Source organism: Sphingomonas phyllosphaerae FA2 (assembly GCF_000427645.1).
Lineage (GTDB): Bacteria > Pseudomonadota > Alphaproteobacteria > Sphingomonadales > Sphingomonadaceae > Sphingomonas > Sphingomonas phyllosphaerae.
Window position 1 is genome coordinate 64,408 of sequence record NZ_ATYK01000004.1, and the last position, 23,104, is coordinate 87,511.

Sequence of the window (23,104 nt, forward strand, 5' to 3'; positions counted from 1 at the left end):
GGTGACGGGGCGAGCCCGCGTCTAAGATGCCCTTGTCAGCTGGATCGGCGCGGCGGTCGCCGCATTCGTCATGCCGGGGGTGTCCGCAACCGGATCGGCCGCGCTCCCCTGCGACAGAGACGACTGAGAGGTCCGGTGCAGCAGCACCAGATCGACGACCTCGCTGGCCGGCTGATATTCCTTAACCAGCTCGCAGAGCAGTTCGCGCGCGGGTACGACTGCCCCGGTGTTGATAAGCATCTCAAGCCGGCGCAGCTGCGCCTCCAAGATGCTCCACGGGATGTGATGCTCGGAAGCCATCATGATGCGCGGATGGTTCGTGGTCCGCGGATCGTTGCCGATCAGCAATTCCTCGTAGAGCTTCTCGCCCGGGCGCATCCCGATGGTCACGATCTCGATATCGCCGTGCGGGTTGGCGGCTGAACGCACAGTCAGCCCGCAGAGTTCGATCATATTGCGGGCAAGATCGGCGATACGCACCGGCTCGCCCATGTCCAGCACGAACACTTCGCCGCCCGACGCCATTGCGCTGGCTTGCACGACGAGCTGTGCGGCCTCCGGGATGGTCATGAAGTAGCGCGTGATGTCACGATGCGTAATGGTGACAGGTCCGCCCCGCCGGATTTGTTCACGAAATAGCGGAACAACGGAGCCGCTCGACCCCAGGACGTTGCCGAACCGGACCATCGAGAAGCGCGTCCCGGTCTTCTCAGCCGCCAGCCCCTGAAGGATCAATTCGGCCAGGCGCTTAGTGGCGCCCATGATGTTCGTCGGCCGCACCGCCTTGTCAGTGCTGACGAGCACGAAGTCCTTGACCCCGTATTTCGTCGCCATTTCTGCGATGAGGCGTGTGCCGATGACGTTGTTACGCAATCCCTCAAGCGGATTGTGCTCGACGAGCGGCACATGTTTGTAGGCAGCGGCGTGAAAGACAATGTCGGGACGCCACGCCTCCATGATCTGGGCGACGCGAAAGGCATCCGTGATGGAGCCCAGCAGCGGCACAATCTCGATCTGCGACACTTCGCCGAGATTGCGATCGATGGCGTAGAGCGCGAATTCGCTCTGCTCGAGCAGCAAAATCCGCGCGGGCTCGGCCGCCAGGATCTGACGGCAAAGCTCGCTTCCGATCGAGCCTCCGGCACCAGTCACCAGGACCGTCTTGCCTGCCACCTTCCCGCGTACCACATCAATGTCCGGATCGACCGGATCGCGACTGAGCAGATCCTCGATAGTGAGTTCGCGCAAATCGCTGGCCTCGACCCGGCCGTGTGCCAGATCCATCAGGCCGGGCAGCGTGCGTACGCTGACCGACAGCGAGCGTAGATCCTGGATGATCTCGTTGCGTCGCTGGCGCGACGCCGACGGGAGCGCAAGAAGAATGTCGTCGACGTCTTTGCTGGCAATGAGGGCTGCCAGGTTGTCGGCCGAATAGACGCACAAACCGTTGATCCGCGTTCCTTGAATGGAGCGATCGTCGTCAATGAAGCCTACGACATGGGATTCACGACTGTCGCTGATCGCCGCGGCCAGCTGTCGGCCGGAGGAACCCGCGCCGTAGATCAGCACTCGGCTGCGCGGCTTGGCATCGAGCCGCCGCTGCATCCCGCCGCCTAGCACATAGCCCACGGTCAGCCGTACGCCGCACACGGCCAGGAACAATAGGATCGGTTGGACGATACCGATCGTACGCGGGATCCTGTCAAACGCATACGCCGAGATGATCGTTACGTAGCAAAGCCCGTAGGCCGCACAGGCCAGAGCAGCGACCGGGATGATTTCGGCACCGGCGCGACGAAACGCCATGCGGTACAGGCCTGCGACATGGAATGCTGGCAGCGCCAGCGCGATTGACAGAACCACCGCCACACTGGGCCGTCCGGCAAGCGAGATGAAATATCCAAGTCGCAGATAGAAAGCGATCCAAATCGTCAGTGCGCACAACGCCATGTCGATCGTCGCGGCCATCATGCGCTTTGATCCCCTCGGCAGGGCCAACAGGGGATCGGCAATCAAACGCATCGGCTTACTCCGGGTGATGCGCCGCGGCATATCGCAGATGCCACATAATTTCCACTGCAGTGCCGATCGGTGGTGACGCGATGCGGCTGCTTGGTATCCTCTGACGCTGCGCTACGGCCGGTAGACGCGATACGCGACCGCATCGATGCAGCGACACCGTAACCTTGTGCCAGCCGCCGTGCACGCTACATGCGGGCGGACGAAGCGACTGTGCGGCGGCTTGCGTCACGCAGAGGCGCCTGCGTTCTGCACCATGGATCGAGCGGTATCTTGGCTGATCAAAATTTGTCTCCCACTGTGGGTGTGCTGATGGCGACCTTCAATGGCGCAGCGCATTGTGAGGATCAGCTCCTGTCGCTGCTGTGGCAACGTGACGTGGACGTGCATGTCTACGTCCGGGACGACGGCTCGCAAGACGAGACATCGGCGATCGTGGCCCGCCTTGCTCGACGATTTCCCGACCGGATTACCGTGATCGACGGTGGCGGTATCCGCACCGGCTCCGCGACCGGTAGCTTCTTCGCGCTGCTCCAGGGCATCGACCTGACGCAAAGCGATTATGTCGCCTTCGCCGATCAGGATGACGTCTGGATGCCGGACAAGCTGTGTCAGGCGATCGCGTCGATGGCCGCACATCGGGCGGACGGCTATTCCTCAGATTTGATCGCCTATCATCGGGGCGACAACGCCGTCTGGATGCTGCATAAGGCCGGGAAGGAGGCTGAGCTGGACTATTTGTTCCAAGGTGGCTCGGCCGGATGTACCTACGTCCTGTCCGCAAAAGCGGCGGAGCTGGTGGCACGTGTTATGGCGAAGGTTCCTCCGCTGTGCCCCGGTGCATCGCACGACTGGATCGTCTACGCTATCTGCCGCTCATACGGGCTGACCTGGTTCCGCGATCCCGGTGCCGGTATCCTCTACCGGCAGCACGCATCCAATCTTTACGGCGCGCGGCGTGGCTGGCGCGACGTGCTGGCCAAGCTCCGGCTGACGCGGTCGGGGTGGTACCGCGATCACATCCTGTGGCTGAGGCATGTCATCGCCGGGGGTGGTGACGAACTGCGCGTTCTCGATGCCATCGAGCGGGGTGGGGCGGCCGATCGCTGGTGGCTGATCCGGCACGCGACCCGGTTCAGGCGCACAGCCCAAGGCGTCCAGCAGTTGCGTGCTGCGCTCTTGTCACGCGCCGTCTGACCGACGCGGCGCGCCCTCAAGCTACAGTCGACTTCCTGTTATCCCGATGTGCTGGATGTTGGCGCTGCCGGTCGTAGCCCCGCAGCGGATGATGATGGTATCGGACAATTTGGCTGTCAGCGGGAAACGGATCACGTATCGCTTCCATGCCGGATCGACGATTTCGGCCGTCAGCGGATGGAGCAACCCCTCGAGCGCGGTCAGCACGCTGACGTAGCTGCGGCCGCCCGCCGCTTTGGCCCAGAACGACACCGTGACGTCGCAATTGCGGAGGAGTGCGGCCTGCAACAGGTCGAATTCGACATATTCGCCTGCGACCGTACGCAGCGAAGCTGCGCCGTCCATTCGGGTCGTCGTGTCGCGAACTGCCCAAGTCCTGCCGAACCCCGACGTACGGAAACGATCGTCCCCCGGGGGTACGTGGAGCCATGGCCGGTCTAGGTCGATCGTGCCCGGGTACCGCACCTCTGCACCGTCGACCGAAATCGAGTTGATCCGCGCACCGCTCGTCTCGTTCGGCGCGCTGATCCGACCATCGGCGTAAATGCCGTCGATCCTGTTGCCGGCGATGGTGATCGTGGCGCTGCCATCTGTGCGCAGCGCCATATTCGCCTTGTTGATGCGAATCGCGTAGCGCATCGTCCCTGCGTCGTTCGTGATGCGGTTTCCGGTGATCGTCGCATCTTCGCCGCTGGCGAGGATCGCGCCGGCGAACACCGACGCCAGCCGCGGATCGTCCGGGCTTGAGCGCCCGTCGTCCAGTTGCGCGCAATCGGCAATTATATTGTTTGTCACGACGATATGGTTCTGATCGCCGTAGATCGCGATCCCGGCATAGCCGCAGTTGCGAATGGTGTTGTTTGAAACGACCAGATGCGAGCCAAGGCAGATGATGCCGCTGTCACCAGTGCCGTCGATCGAATTGCGCGTGATCACGCCGTCGTGCGCCGCGGTGTTGATCTGGATGTTCTCGGCGCCACGGTAACCGACCAGCGTGACGATATCGCCGGCCGGCCGGCCCTGCTCAAACGTGACCTTATAGGATGGTCCGGTGCCGACGATGGCATAGCCGATCGACAGCGGCTTGCCGTTTACCTGCACTTTTTTCAAGTGGCAGCGCGAACCTAGGGTGAAGGCGAAGATCCGTTGTCCTGCGGCCGCCGTGCGGCTGGCGGTCCAGCGGGTCTGAAGGAATTCGTTGTCCTCCACGACGAAGTCGCTGGAACCGTCGCGAATCTGGACACTCCATCCGACCGGGATCTGCTCGAACCGATTGCCTCGAACCACGATGTAACGCGACCTTTCCGTCACAATCGCGGTCGTAATCTCGGTGTCGGCGGTCATCCCCAGCACCTTGTTGCCAATCGCGGTGACATGCTCGGCGCCGACCGAGAAAAAGAAGTGGCCGATGTTTCCGGTGCAGACATTCTCGCGGAAGACGGTGCCCCGGCCGGTGTTCAGCACGGCGTAGCGGCCCCCGTTGCCGTCGATCGACCAGCCACGGACCTCGCATCCATCGTTCGCCAGCTTTAGGCCGATAGCGTTCCTGCCGATCTTCAGCGTTGCGCCATTGCCGATGAGTGTGCGTCCGGCCGGCACCATGACTGGGGCGTCGAGCAGGTATACGTCGCCCGGCTCGCCCGTTACACGCCGCCCCGCCGCCAGCGCGGCGGTGAACGCCGCGACTGCGCTGGTTTTTCCGCCAGGATCGGCGCCATAGTCACGCAACGACACTGCGTCGCCGACATCGACCGCTCCGCCCCGCAACGGTGCGGCGCGTGCCAACGTGCTCGACGCAGCGACCGCCAGAAGCGAGCGTCGGCTTAGCGTCATGACAATGCCATTCCTCGTACCGCGCGTCCGACCATTGCATCCGTTCATCGGGCTATGCGGCGATAACGCACGAGCCGCCCCGCCAGCACCGTAAGCGCCCGCAGGTTGACGCGCCTGTCCCTCAACACGACGCGCCAGGGGCGACGCGTGCTAGAGGACAGGTTGCCGCCGTGCCGACGATACAGAAGCGACGGTTCGGGCAGGTAGCACACCCGGCCGACCGCCATGGCGCAGGTGCCAAGCCACCAGTCGTGCATCGACAATCGCTCCGGAAACGGAAGCGCGATGGCCAGTATGTCGCGCCGGAACGCCATGCAGCAGCCGATGAAGGCGTTGCGCGCGAAGTTTCGCCAGATGGAGGCGACAGCCGGATGATGCGGTTCGGGATAGAAGGCACGGTCGACCCCGTTTTCCGTCAGGATCAGCGAATTGGCGAGAACCGCAACGCAGCCGTCCTGCCGAAGTGCGTCTGTCATGCGCGCCTTGCGCCCCTGGACCCAGATATCATCCTGATCGCTGAGAAACACGATGTCCTTCCGCGCCAGATGGAGGAGCCTTTCGAACGTCTTCCTGACTCCGAGATTCTTTTCATTGCGCAGCGCGATGACGGCCGGAAAGCGGCGCGCATAGTCCGACAGCATCGCGAAGGTGTTGTCGGATGAACAGTCATCGACGACGATGACCTCGTCGTCCGGCGACACCTGCGCCAAGATCGACTCCATCTGCTCCGCCAGATAGGTAGCGCCGTTGTAGGTCGCCACGAGGATCGAGACGCCGCCGTACATGTGACCTTGCTCTGACATTGAAGCATCCTACCCTAGGCCGGCGCGGATCGCGCGGCGGATGAAACCGTACAACGCCGCCCCGGTCAGCATGAGAATGAGAATGGTCAGACCGCGGATATACTGGTCGTCGAACGGGCTCATCAGCGCGGCGTAAAGAAGGAACCCTGACAGGATGCATAGATAGCGATTGGGGCGGCGCTGAAACAGGAAAGCGACGAGCGCCGAGATGAAACCGTATAACAGGAAGAAGCCCGCCAAGCCGGTTGCCCCGAAGTCGTGGAACGGCGGATAGAGAGCGCTGAACACGTTGATCGGCGGTACCGTGTCGATGAAGGGAAAGTAAGACGGCGGCAAGACGCCAATTCCCGGAATGAAATAGTACATAAATCTGGGAATCGTTAGTAAAGACGCATATTGCGGAAAGCCCGTGGTATAGTAGAATTCAAATCCCGCAACACCTCCGAAGGCATAGACTTCGACGCTCTTCAGGATATCTTCGATTCCGGATCCACGATCGGCACTGCCGACGCTCGTGATAACCGACAATATCGAGAAAAGGCCGGCGAATAGCACGAAAACGAAGAAGATAAAGGAAAGGCGGTATTTCGACTGAGAAATCCACTTGGTAGAGATGATTGACAAGCCCATCAGAAGATGGGCGCGGGAATAAGCGGCGATCGTCAGCGCGACGAAGAGCAGGACCAGCAAGAATGGAAACCTTCCCTTGATGTCGATCCGGTCGACGATCATCATCAGACTGAACGAAATAGTGACGTTCACCGCTACCGCGACAATCCGGGGAAGAACGCCTCCATTTTCCCATGCCTCCAGCGCTAGCTCGCGCGCCGTCGAGAGCGAAATGCCGCGCGCTAGCGGCAGCAGGATGTTGGCGGTGACGAGAATGGCCGCCATGACGATGGTGACCTGCATCAAGATGGTCGTAGCGCGGATATCGCTCAGGGTACGAACGGGCGGATCGGCGATCGCCTTGCCGAGCGGCATGATCTTGCAGGCGAAATATCCCGTCACATAGGACCCTACCGCCAACAGGACCAAGGAGAGGACGCCGAACCCGTAAGTAAAAAAGATGCGGGAGTCGTACCCGACGAAATAGACGATTTGAAGAGCCCATGCCGCAACGAACGCCAGCATCGGCAGGTATTCGCTTAAGCGGTTTGGCGTCGAGCCTGCCATGACAAGATCCCATAATCGAAAATCTGACGAAAAACGCCGACGATGGCCGCGCCGAAGACGCCATGATGCATGGCGGCAAAGACAAGAAGCGGAAAATAGAGCGACGCTTCAATGATGTGGGCGTGCGCGATGCGCTTGGGGTGTCCACGTGCGAGAAGATAGGTAAGAGGCGCCTGCGCCATCGAGTTGAACATGAAGCCGATCGATAACACCACCGCCAGGAACGCTACCTCAGCGATGCGGACGTTCAACCACAGCGCGACGAAGACCGGTGAAACCAGCAGGCAGCAGGTGTACACGAGTACCGACAGTATAATGACGTTCCTGTGCTCCCGTCGAAACAGGCCGCGTGCCTCCGGTTCGGTGAGATACCCAAGCTTCGGCTGGATGGAGGTAACGTAGGACGAACTCAGCAGGATCGTCTTACCAATGAATTCCTGGAGGAGAGCATAGATCGCCATCGCTGACGCGCCGTTGAAATATGCCAGCGCGAAGCGATCGCCATATACCATCAGTGGGCTGATGGTGGACGACACGGTCGCCCAGCCGCCAAAGCCCAAGATTTTCGTCATCGGAATGGTGACCCGCTCGGCGGCCGGTAGCCGGCGCTCGGACAGGCGGGGAAGGAGCTTGGCGAACGCGTACAGGCAGCATAGCAAACGGATCACCCCATACGCCACGCAAACATGTGATAGCGACCGGTCATCGGAATAGATCAACACTGCAGGACAAAAAAACAGCGATATATAGGCCGCGAACTTGAAGATGTTCGCTTCCTTGAACAGTTCCAGCCCCTCCAGCGACGACCGAATCATGTTCGACACGAGATAGATCGGAAGGCTGGACGATATGATGAAGAACGCGGCCAGTTGATCGGCGCCACGCATGCCGAAATGAGACAGGAGCCTGTCCTTGAAGACGAGCAGGATTACGTTGATCGCGATCGAGATCACAACCGCGAAGACGACCGATTTATGGATTGCGCCTTCTAGGTCAGTTTCGCGGTTGAACTTGCTTGCGGCCGCAAAATAGAAAAGGGCCCGCGAAAGTCCGAAATCGAATAGACCGGTGTATCCGATCGCTGCCCAGACGATCGTCAGAAAACCCACATATTCCTTAGAAGAACTGCCGTAGATATAGGGAACGGCGAACAGCGCAAAAACGAGTGGGCCGATGTTGCCAAACATGTTCCAAAGAAAAAATTTGTTCTGATACGTCGCCCGCAGTATTGGAACCATTTTCTTGGGGAGGGTCCGATATGGGGTCATGCTCTAATATTGTTCCACTGCTGATTAGGGTAGACTGGCGGGCAGCGTTGCGGTGAAATCCGCTTAGTCAAGCGGATTGTTTCCGGTGAACTCAGGCATGGTTGCCGCTTCCGACGAATTGATGCCCTTGCGCCAGACTACCTGGCGGACGGTCGCGAAGAGGATGCGTAAGTCGAGCAAGGTAGAGCGATGATCGACATACCACAGGTCGAGCGCAAACTTCTCGTCCCATGAAATCGCGTTGCGGCCGTTGATCTGCGCCCAGCCGGTCACGCCCGGCTTCACGTCGTGACGTCGCGCCTGATCGGGCGAGTAGCGGTCCAGATAGGCGGTGAGCAGGGGGCGCGGGCCGACCAGGCTCATATCGCCGACCAGCACGTTCCACAATTCGGGAAGCTCATCCAGGCTGGTCGACCGCAGCAGCCGGCCAATTCGTGTCAGCCGCTGGCTATCGGGAAGCGGCCGGCCGGCGGCGTCGTGGGCGTTGGCCATCGTGCGGAACTTGATCATGGTAAACGGGCGCCCCCCAAGGCCCGGCCGGGCCTGTCGGAAGAAGACGGGGCTTCCCATTGTGATCCGGATCGCCACCGCCGTTGCGGCGATTACGGGCGACAGACAGACCAGTCCGGTCAGCGCGCCTGCAATGTCGATCGCGCGCTTCAGGCTCATCGCGACCTCGCCAACGCTTCGATGATGGAGCAAACCCGGTCGACGTCGTTGTCGCTCATCGACGAGCCAGAGGGCAGGCACAGCCCTTCGGCAAACGCCTGCGCCGCCACGTCTCCGCCAAAATACGAAGCGTCTGCAAATACGGGCTGCAAATGCATCGGCTTCCATAGCGGCCGGCTTTCAATATTGTCTGCCTCTAGGGCAAGGCGAATGGCTTCGCTGTCCAAACCGCGTGTCTGCGGCCCGATCCGCACCGTCGTAAGCCAGCGGTTGGCCTGCATCCCGGGTGCCTCGCCGCTGAAGCCGAAGCCCGGCAACGCGCCCAAGCGCTCGCGATACAGCGAATGGATCCGGCGACGCCGCGCTACCCGTTGAACAAGGACCTGCAGCTGCCCGACGCCGATCGCTGCACAAACATTGCTCAGACGGTAGTTGTAGCCATACGTCGTGTGCTCGTAATGTGCCGCCGGATCACGAGCCTGTGTTGAAAGGAAGCGGGCGCGATCAATCGCTTCCGCATTGTCGCTTGCCAAAGCGCCTCCGCCGGATGTCGTGATGATTTTGTTGCCGTTGAATGAAAGAATGATGAAATCAGCGCCTTTTCCGGCGTGCTGACCGTCGCGATAGGAGCCGACTGCCTCTGCTGTATCGCTGATCCATACGAAACCATATTCTCGACGAAGTGCAGCTACTCGGCTGCCATCAATGACATGACCGTAAATATCTGTTGTGATCAGCGCCTTAGGCAATGTTCCCCGCTCACGTGCCGTCTTCAGCTGCGTCTCGAGTAGATCCAGGTCGAGCAGAAAATCGTCCGGGTCGACATCCAGAAAGACCGGCTTGGCTCCCAGATACAGGATTGGAGCCACCCCGCCGATGAACGTCATGGTCGCGCCCCATACCTCATCCCCGGGGCCGACATCCGATAGCCGCAACGCCAGGTGAAGTGCGGCCGTTCCGCTGGAGAGCGCAGCGACATGTCCCGTGCCGGTTAGACGCGCGAGATCTTCCTCAAACCGAGTAACCATCGGCCCGGTGGGAGCTATCCAATTGCTCGCAAATACCTCTTCCACCAGCGCGCGCTCCGCACCGCCCATGTGAGGAGACGACAGAAACATCCGGTTTGGATTGACTTGATGCACGCCTTACTCCTCGATCACGTCCCGTCGCTCCGGCTTGGACCGAACCGGTGAACGATCCGCGCGGCGCAGCGCCCTTGGCTGGTTCCCTGTCGATTTTCAACTTCGGACCGGCAATTGATGTACGCTTATGGCATAGGCGCTCGTGCCGCGGCTTGCTAGTTTAACGATCATGGGTCGGTGCCGGCCCGATCCGACTGCCACACATTGTCGGACGGCACCCACCTTTATCGAAACGCGCCATGCCTCAGCCTCGTCCACTCACTACTTCAACGCTGCGAGCAAACGATGATTGATGTCCGATCCTGCCGATGAAAGAGGTTCTTGTCGCCGCCAACCAGCTCGCTGGTCGCTTGATCCCGTGCGGTCGTGACGGTGCGCCGCTGTTGCTGTGCCTACATGGCGGCGGATGCAACGGCCGGTATTTCCATCTGCCGGGTTTTTCCGTCGCCGAGCGCGCCGTTCAACAAGGGTTTGACGTCTTGCTTGTGGACCGACCGGGGCATGGCCTGAGCGTGCCCGGCGGGTCGGCCTGTCCGATCGTCGAAGCGGCGGGTCTGCTAACCGGGCTCTTGGAAGCGATGATGCCGAGGCGTTCGTCGTCGGAGATGGTGTTGCTCGGCCATTCCATCGGCGGCGCGGTGGCACTAACCTTTGCCGCTGCGTCGCGGCTACGCATCAGTGCCATTGCCGTTTCGGGTATTGGCCGCTCTCCCACCGAGGCGGCCTTGTCGTGGTTGGCCGACTTCAAGGCGGATAGAGATCGAGTGCCTCCCATCGACTTCTTCTTCGGCCCAAGGGGCACATACGACTGGCGCGCGCCGATCGCGCTCCGGAGCGCCGCGGAGACTTGGCATTTGGACGAGGTTTGCGAAGTGCTGCTGGCATGGCCCCGGCGTTTCGATGCGATCGCCGCGCGCCTGACGATGCCAATTTCCATTTCTCTATCAGAGCATGAAAAAATATGGGATCTAGCTGAGTTGGCTTCCGGCAAGTTTGCGGCACAATTTGGTAACACGTCACACATGACATCGGATGTGCTTCCAGCGGGTGGGCATTTGTATGAGCTTCACTCGAACGGTCCGCAGATGGTGCAGGCGCAACTTGCCTTCTTGATCGCGGCATGCGGGCGCTAGCTCTTGCCGCGTGGCCCGGCCAGTTTGCCGTAGACGAAGCTGAAGCGCTCCCCTAAAAGCGGCCACCGAGATCGTGACCATCATGCCCTCCCTTCCTCTTGCGCGCTCGCGTCACGATGTTCCTGCCTGTATCGCCTGTGTCGCGACGCATGTGCCGGACGAGGTTCTTAGCAATGAGCAACTGGCCGCTGAGTTTTCGGGCTGGACCGCCGACAAGATTTTTGAAAAAACCGGCATTCGGGAACGCCGGATCGCGGCGAAAGGCGAAACCGCGCTTGATCTCGCCGTTGCCGCTGCCGAGCGGCTGTTCGCTGAAAATTCTAAGCCGCGTGAGCTGGTCGACTTCGTTATCCTGTGTACGCAGGCGCCCGACCACATTCTTCCGAGTTCGTCCTGCATCCTGCAGGAGCGGCTCTCGCTACGTAAGGCGATCGGCGCGATCGACGTCAATCTCGGATGCTCTGGCTTTGTTTATGGACTGTCACTCGCTGCGGGGTTGATAAGTGCAGGCGCTGCCAGCAATATTCTACTGGTTACAGCTGATACCTATTCAAAGTATATAAACGACCGCGACAAAAGTGTGCGTACGCTTTTCGGCGATGGCGCTGCGGCAACCCTAATCTGCGCCGACGGGAAAGGTGACGCCGGTATCGGGCCGTTCAATTTCGGCACGGATGGTAGTGGCGCCGATCGGTTGATCGTCCCTGCTGGTGGGTTTCGGCGCCCATCGGATGCTTGCAGTTCCGTCGAGGTCGAAGATCGCTCCGGCAACGTGCGCAGCGCTGATGATCTTTTCATGGATGGCGCTGCTGTAATGAGCTTCACGCTGCGGGAGGTGCCGACCATGTTTCGCAATCTTCTTGAGCGGGCGAACTTGGATGAGGCTGATCTTTCGGCCATCATTCTTCATCAGGCCAACAAATTCATGTTGGATTCTCTTCAAAAGAAGATGAAAATCCCAGAAGAGAAAATGCCCCGGCGTTATGAGCAAATTGGCAACACCGTGTCATCTACAATCCCGTTCGTTCTCGAGCAAGAGATCGCATCCGGACGCTTGGGGGAAGGATCGCGCGTGGCGCTTTTGGGTTTTGGCGTCGGCTTGTCATGGGCTGGTGCAATAGTAACCTTTTGACCTTTTTGGAGAAGTTGTGATGTCGGAATTCTATGAAGGTATGGCAGAAATCCTCGAGGTTGACGCTACCGAGATCAATGCGGACTATGAGTTGGGCGAAGCCTGGGATTCTCTGGCGATCGTTTCCACGATAGCATTGGTCGACGAAGTGTTCGACAAAGCGATCGGTGCAGACACCTTGCAGGAATGCAGGACGGTCGGCGATATTGAGAAAGCGGCGCAAGCGGCCTGACATGCACAATCTTCCCGAACTTGCTACCGGTCGTGCTGCCGTTGTCGGTAACGCGAGCATAAAGGGTGTTGTGGCCTGCGTGCCGCCGCACCGTGTCGGCAACGATGTCTTCGTCGAGCGGTTTGGGGAGAGTGTCGCTGAAGTCACAAAGATGACGGGGGTCGCGCATCGTCACTGGGTCGATGCAAATACCACCACGTCCGACCTTTGCGCCGAGGCTGCAACGAGGCTGATGGCAGGCCTCGACTGGTCGACGGACTCGATCGATGCGATCTTATTCATCTCGCAAACGCCGGATTACCGATTGCCAGCGACGGCCGCTGTTCTGCAGGCGCGGCTTGAACTGCGGCCCGGCATCATCGCGTTTGATGTGAATCTTGGCTGCTCGGCGTATCCGTACGGGCTCTGGCTTGCGATGACGATGGTCGCGACCGGGGCGGCGCGTCGTGTCCTGCTGGCGGTCGGTGATACGAGCAGCCGGGTTGTCGATCCGTCCGACCGCTCAACGGCGCTGCTGTTCGGCGACGCTGGTAGCGTGACGGCGATCGAATACGATCCCCTTGCCCCCGTTGCCAGCTTCGTGCTGGGCAGCGATGGCCGCGGTGCACAAAATCTCATCATTCCGCAGGGCGCGTTTCGTGATGGCGCAGCGCGGGGCGATCACGATCAGACCCGCCTCTTTATGGATGGCGGAGAAATATTCACCTTTACCCTCAAGGCCGTGCCGCCACTCGTCGCCGACACATTTCGCTTGGCCGAAGCGTCGGCCGACGATTACGACGCGTTCCTGTTCCACCAGGCTAATGCGTTTATGATCAAGCATTTGGCCAAGAAGAGCAAGTTGCCAACCGACAAGGTTCCGATTAATATCGATCGCTATGGGAACACAAGCAGCGCGACTATTCCGCTCTTGATTGCTGATGATCTGTCGGAGCGGCTGCGTTCCTCGACAATGCGGCTGGCCATGTTTGGATTTGGCGTCGGGTACAGCTGGGCGTCTGCATCGATCACGATTGGTCGACTTGCCTGTGTAGAAACCATTACATCGTGAATGGCACATCATCTCGCCCGTTTGCCGGCAAGAAGATCGTCATTGCTGGCGCCTCCTCAGGCCTTGGTCGTGCCGCGGCGCTCGGTTTAGCGGATAGCGGTGCACAACTGGTCCTGCTCGGACGGAATGAAGAGCGGCTTCGCGATATTTCCGAACGCACTGGCGGACATCGTTGGATGGTGGTGGACCTGGCGAGCGACGACGCTGCGGACGATGCCATTCGGGCCATTGCGGTCGACGGAGCAATCAACGGCATTTTCCATTCGGCAGGCATCAGTCTGGTTGCTCCAATGCGGCTGACGAAAACAGGCCAGATACAGGAATTGTTCGGTGCCGCGGTGTTCGGCGCTTTGGGTGTCGCCCGAGCGATCAGCCGAAAGAACGTCATGCACGATCATGGATCTGTGGTGTTCATGTCGTCGGTTTCTGCGCTCCGCGGGCGCCGCGGCATGGTCGCTTACTCGGCATCCAAAGCCGCAACGAGCGGTATGGTACGGGCGCTGGCCGTGGAACTTGCCGATCGGCACATACGCGTGAATGCGATCACCGCCGGAGCTATCGAAACCGAGATGCATCATGATTTCGCCAATTCCGTGAGCGAGGAAATGGTACGGAACTACCGCAACCTTCATCCGCTTGGATTTGGGCGTGCGGAAGATGTCGCTAATGCCGTCATGTTCCTGTTGAGCGATGCATCGCGGTGGATCACCGGCATTGATCTGCCGGTAGACGGCGGGTACGCGGCCAAATAGCGCTAATCTGCACCTTCAAGGGACGTTTTTTTGATGATCCCGAACATCAACTATCATGATTCTGCGTTACTCGACACCGAGCTGATGCAGCTATTTAAGACCGGTTGGCAATTTGTTGCTATGACCGATGAGTTGGCCAGCAATCGCGATTTCGTTTGCGTAAATTACCTCGGCGATTCGGTCGTGGTACAAAATTTCAAGGGTGAGTTGCGCGCCTTCAAGAACGTGTGCACGCACCGACTTAACCTGATCCAGACTGTGGATCGAGGTAACCGGCATCTGATGTGCGCATATCATGGCTGGGTCTTCGATGCAGCAGGTATGCCGCTTGGTAAAGGTGGCTTCATTCCGACTGATGCGGAGCCAGCCCGTCTGTGCCTAACGCGATACAAGGTCGCGTCCTGCGGGAAGTTCGTGTTCGTGTCACGCGATCTGTCAGGGCCTTCTCTGGAGGAGTACCTTGGTGATTTCGCGTCGTTGCTCGCCGATCTAAGCCGACATATCGGGCAAGAAACGTATTATGGGTCGGTGCCGCACGCGGCCAATTGGAAGCTATTGGTCGAGAACGTCCTGGAATGTTACCATTGTTCGACGGTGCATCCCGAGACGTTCGTCACCGGTCTTGGTGTAGGGCGAAGGCCGATCGCAGATATCCAAAACGCCGGCTTGCATTCCAGCAGTCATTTCCCGCGCGTCCCGACTCGGCGAGAAGCACTGCGGAAGAAAATTGTTTCTCATCTCGACAGCCGCACGTTCGTGCATGACTCTTTCTTTCACATCTATGTCTTTCCCAATCTGTTTATCTCGTCGACGGAAGGCGCAGCCTTCTACGTTGGCCACGCGCTGCCGAACGGCGCTCTCACGACGACGCTGCGCGTCCGGCTTTTTGAGCCTAACGTGGAATTGACTGACGCCGGTCGGCTTCGGCAGGATGCGATCAACAAACAAGGTTCGGCTCTTGCGCTCCAAGTCATCGAAGAAGACCGTGCGATCTTGGAAACGGTCCAGCGGGGCATCATCGCGGCCGATCGCCCGTCGGTCCTTGGAGCCGAAGAAGTACGGATTCGCGCTTTTCACGATGCCTACACGCAGATGATGGCAGGACGCGCTTCCGTCACGACGACGAACGAGGTTCTCCCAAACGAAGTCGCTTAGCAGCCGGCGTGAACATTGTTGCCCCCGCCGGAACGCGGCGAAGTACCAATGCGGCGGCGCCAATCCGCGCATCGTCACCGACATGAATGTTGGGCATGATGCGAGCGCCGGATCCCACCATGACCCGTTTTCCTAAATTTGCGCCTCCCATTACATCCACATGTGAACTGATAGTGGTAAAATCACCGGCTGATGCATCGTGACCAAGCCCTGAAAATGATAAAATAGTCACGAAGTCGCCGAGGACTGTATCAGCTGTGTTCATGGAGAACGGCGCCATGATAACGCCCTCCCCATGTCGATGATTTCGACCAAGCACCACACTAGGATGGATAAGGGAAGCGAACTTCCCTCCGCGCTCGCGCAAAGACTCAACCATGAGAGCTTTGGTAGCCGGATTACCGACTGCGAGCAGAAATCTATCCTCGTCGTTTACTCGAAAATCTTTAAAGTGTCCAAGCCAAGGGGTAATGTGGCCGTCCATCGCCTGAGGGCGGTCATCGATAAACCCGGCTAAGGGCGGAAGGCTTCCCGCCTCGGCGCAATGATCGGTCCACGAGGCAAGTTCACGACCAAAACCACCGCCACCAACCAATATCAGCCGAGTATCCTTATTCACAATAATTCCTTCTCTATTTCGACCGTACATCAAATGTAGACATTGATGTAGGTGCGTTTTACATTGAAATATGCTTTTGAAGATTTTAGCTATCTATGTCACGCTTGCATTTATCATGATTATCTTGGCGTTGATTGCGTGTTTACGGGAGGCTGCCAGCCATGTACAGCGCGGGTCAATTGTTGGTTCAGCCGTTTAGTAGGTGGTAATGTCAGTGGACAATGCACGTCCGTCGATGGTGCAGCTCATCCGCCCACGCCGTTTCGGCGACAGCCGCGGCTGGTTCACCGAGACCTACAACCGCGAGACCTTCGCCGCGCTCGGCATCGACTGCACGTTCGTGCAGGACAATCACTCGCTCTCCGCGCCCGCCTTCACGTTGCGGGGGCTGCATTTCCAAACGCCTCCGCGCGGGCAGGACAAGCTGGTGCGTTGTGTCAACGGACGGATCTACGACGTCGCGGTCGACGTGCGCGCCGGCTCGCCGACCTATGGGCAGTGGGTCGGAGCCGAACTGAGCGCCGAGAACGGCCATCAGCTCTTCATCCCCGTCGGCTTCGCACACGGCTTCGTCACGCTCGAGCCCGATTGCGAGGTCACCTACAAATGCTCGGACACCTATGCCCCCGCGCATGATGGCGGGATCCGCTGGGAAAGCGTCGGGATCGACTGGCCGCTCCCCGCCGGCGTCACGCCCGAGCTGAGCGAAAAGGACAAGGTGCAGCCGACGCTCGCCGACTTCGACAGCCCCTTCGCCTATGACGGCCGTCCGCTGACGCCGCTCGCCTGAGGACCGACTACATGCGCATCTTCGTCACCGGCGGCGCCGGGTTCATCGGCTCGGCGCTGGTGCGTCACCTGATCGAGCATAGCGAGCATGAGGTGCTCAACTTCGACAAGCTGACCTATGCCGGCACGCTGTCGACGGTCGAGCGCGTCGCGTCGTCGAACCGCTATTGCTTCGTACAAGGCGACATCTGCGACGCCGACGCCGTGCGTACCGCGATCGCCGAGTTTCGCCCCGACGTCATCACGCACCTCGCCGCCGAGAGCCATGTCGACCGCTCGATCGACGGACCGGGCGCGTTCGTGCAGACCAATGTCGTCGGCACCTATACGATGCTCGCCGAGGCGCGCGCCTATTGGCTGGCGCTCGACGACGCGGCGAAGGCGGCTTTCCGCTTCCACCATATCTCGACCGACGAGGTGTACGGCTCACTGGGCGAGGATGGGCTGTTCACCGAGGACACTCACTACGATCCGCGCTCGCCTTATTCGGCGTCGAAGGCCGGGTCGGACCACCTGGTCAGCGCGTGGGGACATACTTACGGCCTGCCGGTGCTCATCACCAACTGCTCGAACAATTACGGGCCGTATCACTTCCCCGAAAAGCTGATCCCGTTGATGATCGTCAAGGCGCTCGCCGGCGAGCCGCTGCCGGTTTACGGCGCGGGCGACCAGGTGCGCGACTGGCTCTTCGTCGAGGATCATGTCCGCGCGCTGCAGGCGGTGTTCGAGCGCGGGCAGGTCGGGCGGACCTACAATGTCGGCGGGCATAACGAGAAGCAGAACATCGAAGTCGTCCGCACCGTCTGCGCGATCCTCGACCGGCTGCGCCCGCGCGCCGACGGCGCGCTTTACGCCACGCAGATCACCTCGGTCGCCGACCGCCCCGGCCACGACAAGCGCTATGCAATCGACGCGACGCGGATCGGCGACGAACTCGGCTGGCACCCGCAGGAGACGTTCGAGAGCGGGATCGAGAAGACGGTGCGCTGGTATCTCGATAACGAGAGCTGGTGGCGCCCGCTGGTTGCGGCCAAGGCGGCCGAGCGGCGCGGGATCGCATGATGCGTGAAGTGTTGGTGACCGGCGCGAACGGGCAGCTCGGGCAGGAGCTGCAACGCGTGGCGCTGCCCGCAGGCTGGCGGGTGGTGGCGCTCGACCGTGCCGCGCTCGACCTGACCGACCCGGCGGCGATCGCCGCGATGGTGGCGGAGCGGCCATGGGCGGCGGTCATCAACGGCGCGGCCTATACCGCGGTCGACAAGGCCGAGCGCGATCAGGTCGCGGCATGGCAGGTCAACGCCCTCGCCCCCGCCGCCTTAGCTGCCGCCTGCGCGGCGGCGAATATCCCGCTGGTGCAGGTCTCGACCGATTACGTCTTCCCCGGCGATCGGGACGGGGCCTGGGCGGTCGACGATGCGGTCGCGCCGCTGGGCGTCTATGGCGCGTCAAAGCTGGGCGGCGAGCTGGCGGTGCGCACCAGCGGCGCGCGCCACGCGATCGTCCGCACCGCTTGGGTGGTGTCGGCGCACGGCGACAATTTCGTCAGGACGATGCTCCGGGTCGGAGGCGAGCGCGGGCATCTTCGCGTCGTCGCCGATCAGCACGGCAGCCCGACCAGCGCCGCCGATCTCGCCGATGCGCTGATCCGCATCGCGATACGGCTCGCCGAAGATGCGCAGGCGCCGACGGGCACCTTCCATTTCAGCAATGCCGGGGCGACGACCTGGGCGGGGTTCGCCGAGGAGATATTCCGCCAATCCGGCACGCGTGACGGCGCGACCGCGACCGTCGAACCGATCGCAACCGCGGATTACCCGACTCCGGCGCGGCGTCCGGCCAATTCCCTTCTCGCGCATGATGCGATCGAGCATGCCTACGGTATCACCCCCCGTCCGTGGCGCGATGCGCTGGCCGACATCCTCGACGAATTGATCGGAGCGAAGCAGTGAAGGGCATCATCCTGGCGGGCGGATCGGGCACGCGGCTCCACCCGGCGACGCTGGCGGTCAACAAGCAGCTGCTGCCGGTCTACGACAAGCCGATGATCTATTATCCGCTGTCGGTGCTGATGCTCGCCGGCATCCGCGAGATCCTGATCATCTCCAGCCCGGAATATCTCGGCAATTACCAGCGCTTGTTCGGGGATGGCAGCGCATTCGGGCTATCAATCGCCTATGCCGAGCAGCCGCGGCCCGAGGGGCTGGCGCAGGCGTTCACGATCGGCGCCGACTTCATCGGCAGCGACAATGTCGCGCTGGTGCTGGGCGACAACATCTTCTTCGGCGCGCATCTGACCGACCTGTTGGCGAGCGCAGTGGCGCGGACGCACGGCGCCACCGTGTTCAGCTACCGCGTCGAGGACCCTGAGCGGTACGGCGTGGTCGAACTGGGTCCAAACGGCAAGGCACTCAGCCTGGAGGAGAAGCCCGAGAAGCCGAAGTCGAACCATGCGGTCACCGGCCTTTATTTCTACGATAACCGCGTCGTCGCTATGGCACGCGATCTCAAGCCCTCGGCACGCGGCGAGCTGGAGATTACCGACCTCAACCGCCTCTACATGGAGGCGGGCGACCTGTACGTCGAACAGATGGGGCGCGGTTACGCCTGGCTCGATACCGGCACCCACGACAGCTTGCTGGAAGCCAGCGAGTTCGTCCGCACGCTCCAGCACCGGCAGGGCATTCAGATCGCGTGTCTTGAGGAAATCGCCTTTGAGCAAGGGTTTATCTCCGCTGATCAAGCGCGGGCGGCGGGCGAGAAGTTTTCGAAGACTGCCTATGGACGAGCGATCCTGAAGGTCGTCGAAAGCAACTGATCGGCGTGCTGCCGCCGCGCCGATGTTGCGGCCGTGAAACACGGGTGAGACATTCGTTAAAATCCCATTGACGCTGTCACGTCGACAAGACAGTCTCCGTCGAAACCTCCTTGGGGGAGACGCGAGTGGCGGCAGGGTATCGGTCGGGGGCAGGGATCGCAGCGGCGTCGTCGCTGGCGTTGCTCGCGGCCGACGCGGGCGCCCAGCCCGATGCCGCCAGCCCGCCTGCCGCTGGCCAGCCGGCCGCGCCCGCTGCGGGTAACATCGCGCCGCTCTGGCAGGACATCACGGCGCTCGGTGTCACCTGCCTCGTCCACACGCCGCGCGGCATCGACACCGGGGCGCTCCACGATCGGCTGTGCGCCGCGGTCGCGACCCAGGCGGCGAAGGGCGCGCCGGTGCCGGTCGCCGCCGCGCCGCTCGGCAGCGCGACGCTGGCGGCCGGGCGCGTCACCTTGCTCGTGCAGGCCACCGTCATGCCGGTCAACGGCGCGGACGCGATCGCGCTGACGCTGCGCCCGTTCCGCAACGCCACCGAATCCGGGCAATTCTTCGCTGCCGCCCCGCGCATCGTCGCGGGCGGCGATGCCGCGGCGCTCGACCGGGCGGTCGCGGCGCTGCTCGCCGATACCCTGCCCTGGCAGGCCGGCAGCAGGCCGCGCGGGCGGCTGCTGCCCAACGACGGACCACCGCGATCATAACGCGGGGCGCTTCACCACCAGACCATCATCGTTGAGAGCAAAAAGAGGGGAATCGGGTTTATGGCGATCGGAAACACGGCTGAGATCGATCAGCTGATCCAGCATTCGGAGCATCAGACCGACTTGCTGAAGAGCGTGGCCTGCACCTGCCCGGCGTGCACCGGCGGGCTGCAGAAGGACGTCGGGTTGGTCAATCCGCTGGTCGGGTTGAAGCTGACGGGCGAGCAGGGCTCGGTCGACTATCTCGCCGGCACCACCGCCGCGAACGGCAAGGCGATCTGGTCGGCGGACCAGATCGCGGCCTATCTGAACCGCTCGGGCGCGAGCTGGATCGGCGGCAAGGACCCCGGCCGGCAGAGCGACAGCAACCTGAACGAAATCACGTTCGGCTTCCACACCTCGCAGGAAGAGCTGGCGAACAACGGCTATTCCTATCGCTGGACCGACGGCACGACGCAGTATTTCGACGAATATTACAACTTTTCCGCTTTCAGCGCCGAGCAGAAGGACGCCGCGCGGCTGGCGATCAGCTTCTGGGACGACGTCGTGAAGGTGTCGTTCAAGGAAGTCGACACCCCGTACCGTGCCGACATCGCGTTCGGCAATCTCGCCGATGCGCCTGACACCCAGGCCTATGCCTATCTGCCGCAGGGCACCGTTTATGCGCCCAACGCGCAGGTCAACGCCGATATCGAGCGCGTCGTGGGCGACGTGTGGGTCTCGGCGAGCCAGGCGAGCAACTTCCAGCTTACGCCGGGTGGCTATGGTCTCAACACGCTGACGCACGAGCTGGGCCATGCGATTGGCCTGTCGCACCCGGGCAATTACAATTTCGGTCCCGGCTTTGCGGTCAATTACGCCAACGGCGCGGAATATTACCAGGATTCGCGCAACTATTCGATCATGTCCTACTGGAATCCGGGCGCGATCGGCGCGGGCGACATCGACTGGAACACGATGGCCTATGCCTATGGCGGCACGCCGATGATCCACGACATCCTCGCGGTGCAGAAGATGTACGGCGCGGATACTACCACGCGCACCGGCGACACGGTATATGGCTTCAATTCGACCGCGGGCAAGTCGGTGTTCGACTTCACGGTCAACAAGGCGCCGATCGTGACGATCTGGGATGCCGGCGGCAACGACACGCTCGATGCCTCGGGCTATCGCACCAATCAGGAAATCAACCTGAACCCGGGCTCGCTCAGCAGCATCGGTGGCGTGACGATCGAGGAAGTGCGCGAGCGGCTGTCGTTCGATCAGGTCAACGCCAATCGCGCCGCGCTGGGCTACGGTCCGATCGATCAGGCCAGCTATGACCGGCTCTATGCGCAGCTGATCAGCGGGCAGCGCAACCTGGCGCTGACCGACAACGTCGGCATCGCGTACGGCGCGATCATCGAGAACGCGGTCGGCGGCAGCGGCAACGACACGATCATCGGCAACAGCGTCGCCAACCGGCTCGACGGCGGCACCGGCACCGATATCGTCAGCTATCGTGACTCCGCGGATGCGGTCGCGGTCTCGCTGCTCACCGGGCGCGGCACCGCGGGCGATGCCAAGGGCGACATCTACCTCAATTTCGAGGGGATCGAAGGCGGCCGCGGCAACGACACGCTGACCGGCGACAATGGCGCGAACACGCTGATCGGCGGCGCGGGCGCCGATACGCTGATCGGCAACGGCGGGTTCGATACCGCCAGCTATCGCACCTCCACCGTCGGCGTCACCGCGTCGCTGATGTCCAATTCGGGCACCGTCGGCGATGCCAAGGGCGACAAGTTCGTCAGCATCGAGGCGCTGGAAGGCGGCCGCGGCGACGACACGCTCTACGGCTCGAACAATGCCGACACGCTGATCGGCAATGCCGGCAACGACAAGCTGTACGCCAATGGCGGCGACGACACCGTGTTCGGCGGGGCCGGCGACGACATCATCTACGGCCATGACGGCAACGACTGGCTCGACGGCGGCATCGGCAACGACCAGCTGTACGGCGGGCGCGGCACCGATACGCTGTATGGCGGCGACGGCGACGACACGCTCGACGGCGTGTTCGACGACGACGTGCTGTTCGGCGGCGCGGGCAACGACCTGCTGCTGGGCGGCGACGGCAACGATCTGCTGATCGGCGGCGCGGGCAACAACACCTACTTCGGCGGCACCGGGGCGGACATCTTCCGCTTCACCAACCTCGGCGTGAAGGACACGATCAAGGACTTCACCCGCGGCGTCGACCTGATCGACCTGACCCAGCTCGATGCCAAGACCGGCGGCGCGATCGATCCGTTCAAGTGGCTCGGCGACGGCGCCTTCACCAAGACTGCCGGCGAGCTGCACACCGTCCGTATCGACGGTCTCAACTATCTCGAGGGTGACGTGGACGGGGACGGCGTTGCCGACTTCTCGATCCAGACCAACCTCAAGATCCTGGTGACCGACATCATCTTCGGCTGATCCGGTCCGGCGACCGCAGGCGGCGACGCCTGCGGCCGACAACCCGAATCGCGCGGCGCGGGAAGGCTAACTTCCCGCGCCGTTTCTGTTCACGGGGTCATCATCTCGGCTCCTCCATTCGGGCAGCGGGAAAATACAAAAGCATTTCAATCGCTTTT

The 23,104-nt window shown here is 61.4% G+C and carries 21 protein-coding genes; 13 read left to right on the forward strand and 8 right to left on the reverse strand.

Features of this window, described 5'->3' with window-relative positions:
• Positions 1-21: 21 nt before the first annotated feature.
• Positions 22-2,022 (reverse strand): polysaccharide biosynthesis protein, encoded by a 2,001-nt coding sequence (locus SPHPH_RS18375; RefSeq protein ID WP_081668394.1) that lies wholly within the window; start codon positions 2,020-2,022, stop codon positions 22-24.
• Positions 2,023-2,211: 189 nt separating this feature from the next.
• Here SPHPH_RS18375 and SPHPH_RS0100240 point away from each other — a divergent pair, with 189 nt between their 5' ends.
• Entirely contained in the window at positions 2,212-3,216 is a 1,005-nt protein-coding gene (locus SPHPH_RS0100240) for a glycosyltransferase (protein WP_081668396.1), read from the forward strand.
• Positions 3,217-3,237: 21 nt separating this feature from the next.
• Here the strand turns inward: SPHPH_RS0100240 and SPHPH_RS0100245 are convergent, their stop codons facing one another.
• The 6 genes from SPHPH_RS0100245 to SPHPH_RS0100270 all read right to left on the reverse strand — a co-directional run bounded on the left by SPHPH_RS0100245 (position 3,238) and on the right by SPHPH_RS0100270 (position 10,107).
• Positions 3,238-5,001: a right-handed parallel beta-helix repeat-containing protein gene (locus SPHPH_RS0100245; protein ID WP_162143901.1), complete on the reverse strand. Its 1,764-nt coding sequence runs from the start codon at positions 4,999-5,001 to the stop codon at positions 3,238-3,240.
• A 92-nt stretch (positions 5,002-5,093) separates the two neighbouring features.
• Positions 5,094-5,834 carry a glycosyltransferase family 2 protein gene (locus SPHPH_RS18380; RefSeq protein WP_051272717.1) on the reverse strand — a complete coding sequence of 247 codons (741 nt, stop codon included), beginning with the start codon at positions 5,832-5,834 and terminating at the stop codon, positions 5,094-5,096.
• A 27-nt stretch (positions 5,835-5,861) separates the two neighbouring features.
• Positions 5,862-7,028, reverse strand: coding sequence for an O-antigen polymerase (locus SPHPH_RS0100255; protein WP_037487759.1), 1,167 nt, complete (start codon positions 7,026-7,028; stop codon positions 5,862-5,864).
• Positions 7,001-8,296, reverse strand: coding sequence for an MATE family efflux transporter (locus SPHPH_RS0100260; RefSeq protein WP_156025722.1), 1,296 nt, complete (start codon positions 8,294-8,296; stop codon positions 7,001-7,003). The genes SPHPH_RS0100255 and SPHPH_RS0100260 overlap by 28 nt, the downstream gene beginning before the upstream one ends.
• A 63-nt stretch (positions 8,297-8,359) precedes the next feature.
• Positions 8,360-8,965 carry a sugar transferase gene (locus SPHPH_RS0100265; RefSeq protein ID WP_028964915.1) on the reverse strand — a complete coding sequence of 202 codons (606 nt, stop codon included), beginning with the start codon at positions 8,963-8,965 and terminating at the stop codon, positions 8,360-8,362.
• Positions 8,962-10,107, reverse strand: coding sequence for a DegT/DnrJ/EryC1/StrS family aminotransferase (locus SPHPH_RS0100270; protein WP_028964916.1), 1,146 nt, complete (start codon positions 10,105-10,107; stop codon positions 8,962-8,964). Before SPHPH_RS0100270 ends, SPHPH_RS0100265 begins: the two co-directional genes overlap by 4 nt.
• Before the next feature lie 308 nt (positions 10,108-10,415).
• Here SPHPH_RS0100270 and SPHPH_RS0100275 point away from each other — a divergent pair, with 308 nt between their 5' ends.
• From SPHPH_RS0100275 to SPHPH_RS18385, 6 genes are all read left to right on the forward strand, one after another.
• Positions 10,416-11,240, forward strand: a complete 825-nt coding sequence (locus SPHPH_RS0100275) for an alpha/beta fold hydrolase (RefSeq protein ID WP_028964917.1) — start codon at positions 10,416-10,418, stop codon at positions 11,238-11,240.
• Positions 11,241-11,322: 82 nt separating this feature from the next.
• Positions 11,323-12,372 carry a ketoacyl-ACP synthase III gene (locus SPHPH_RS0100280; protein WP_037487761.1) on the forward strand — a complete coding sequence of 350 codons (1,050 nt, stop codon included), beginning with the start codon at positions 11,323-11,325 and terminating at the stop codon, positions 12,370-12,372.
• A gap of 19 nt (positions 12,373-12,391) precedes the next feature.
• A complete protein-coding gene (locus SPHPH_RS0100285) occupies positions 12,392-12,604 on the forward strand; it encodes an acyl carrier protein (RefSeq protein ID WP_028964919.1) in 213 nt (70 codons plus the stop codon).
• Position 12,605: 1 nt separating this feature from the next.
• Positions 12,606-13,655: a 3-oxoacyl-ACP synthase III family protein gene (locus SPHPH_RS0100290; protein ID WP_028964920.1), complete on the forward strand. Its 1,050-nt coding sequence runs from the start codon at positions 12,606-12,608 to the stop codon at positions 13,653-13,655.
• Positions 13,652-14,407: an SDR family NAD(P)-dependent oxidoreductase gene (locus SPHPH_RS0100295; protein ID WP_037487764.1), complete on the forward strand. Its 756-nt coding sequence runs from the start codon at positions 13,652-13,654 to the stop codon at positions 14,405-14,407. Before SPHPH_RS0100290 ends, SPHPH_RS0100295 begins: the two co-directional genes overlap by 4 nt.
• 33 nt (positions 14,408-14,440) lie before the next feature.
• Positions 14,441-15,562, forward strand: coding sequence for an aromatic ring-hydroxylating oxygenase subunit alpha (locus SPHPH_RS18385; protein WP_051272719.1), 1,122 nt, complete (start codon positions 14,441-14,443; stop codon positions 15,560-15,562).
• Here the strand turns inward: SPHPH_RS18385 and SPHPH_RS20615 are convergent.
• On the reverse strand, positions 15,522-16,181 hold the full coding sequence (locus SPHPH_RS20615) for a PglD-related sugar-binding protein (RefSeq protein ID WP_162143902.1): 660 nt from the start codon (positions 16,179-16,181) through the stop codon (positions 15,522-15,524). The genes SPHPH_RS18385 and SPHPH_RS20615 overlap by 41 nt on opposite strands.
• 208 nt (positions 16,182-16,389) lie before the next feature.
• On the opposite strand from SPHPH_RS20615, the gene rfbC reads away from it, so the two are divergent.
• The 6 genes from rfbC (at position 16,390) to SPHPH_RS0100335 (ending at position 22,946) form a co-directional block, all read left to right on the forward strand.
• Entirely contained in the window at positions 16,390-16,971 is a 582-nt protein-coding gene (rfbC, locus tag SPHPH_RS0100310) for a dTDP-4-dehydrorhamnose 3,5-epimerase (protein ID WP_028964923.1), read from the forward strand.
• Positions 16,972-16,982: 11 nt separating this feature from the next.
• On the forward strand, positions 16,983-18,032 hold the full coding sequence (gene rfbB / locus SPHPH_RS0100315; RefSeq protein ID WP_028964924.1) for a dTDP-glucose 4,6-dehydratase: 1,050 nt from the start codon (positions 16,983-16,985) through the stop codon (positions 18,030-18,032).
• Positions 18,032-18,919, forward strand: a complete 888-nt coding sequence (rfbD, locus tag SPHPH_RS0100320) for a dTDP-4-dehydrorhamnose reductase (RefSeq protein ID WP_028964925.1) — start codon at positions 18,032-18,034, stop codon at positions 18,917-18,919. The genes rfbB and rfbD overlap by 1 nt, the downstream gene beginning before the upstream one ends.
• Complete coding sequence (rfbA, locus tag SPHPH_RS0100325) at positions 18,916-19,785, forward strand: glucose-1-phosphate thymidylyltransferase RfbA (RefSeq protein WP_028964926.1); 870 nt, start codon at positions 18,916-18,918, stop codon at positions 19,783-19,785. The genes rfbD and rfbA overlap by 4 nt, the downstream gene beginning before the upstream one ends.
• 125 nt (positions 19,786-19,910) lie before the next feature.
• A complete protein-coding gene (locus SPHPH_RS0100330; RefSeq protein WP_156025723.1) occupies positions 19,911-20,486 on the forward strand; it encodes a hypothetical protein in 576 nt (191 codons plus the stop codon).
• 60 nt (positions 20,487-20,546) lie between these two features.
• Positions 20,547-22,946, forward strand: a complete 2,400-nt coding sequence (locus SPHPH_RS0100335) for a M10 family metallopeptidase C-terminal domain-containing protein (protein ID WP_028964928.1) — start codon at positions 20,547-20,549, stop codon at positions 22,944-22,946.
• Positions 22,947-23,104 lie beyond the last annotated feature (158 nt).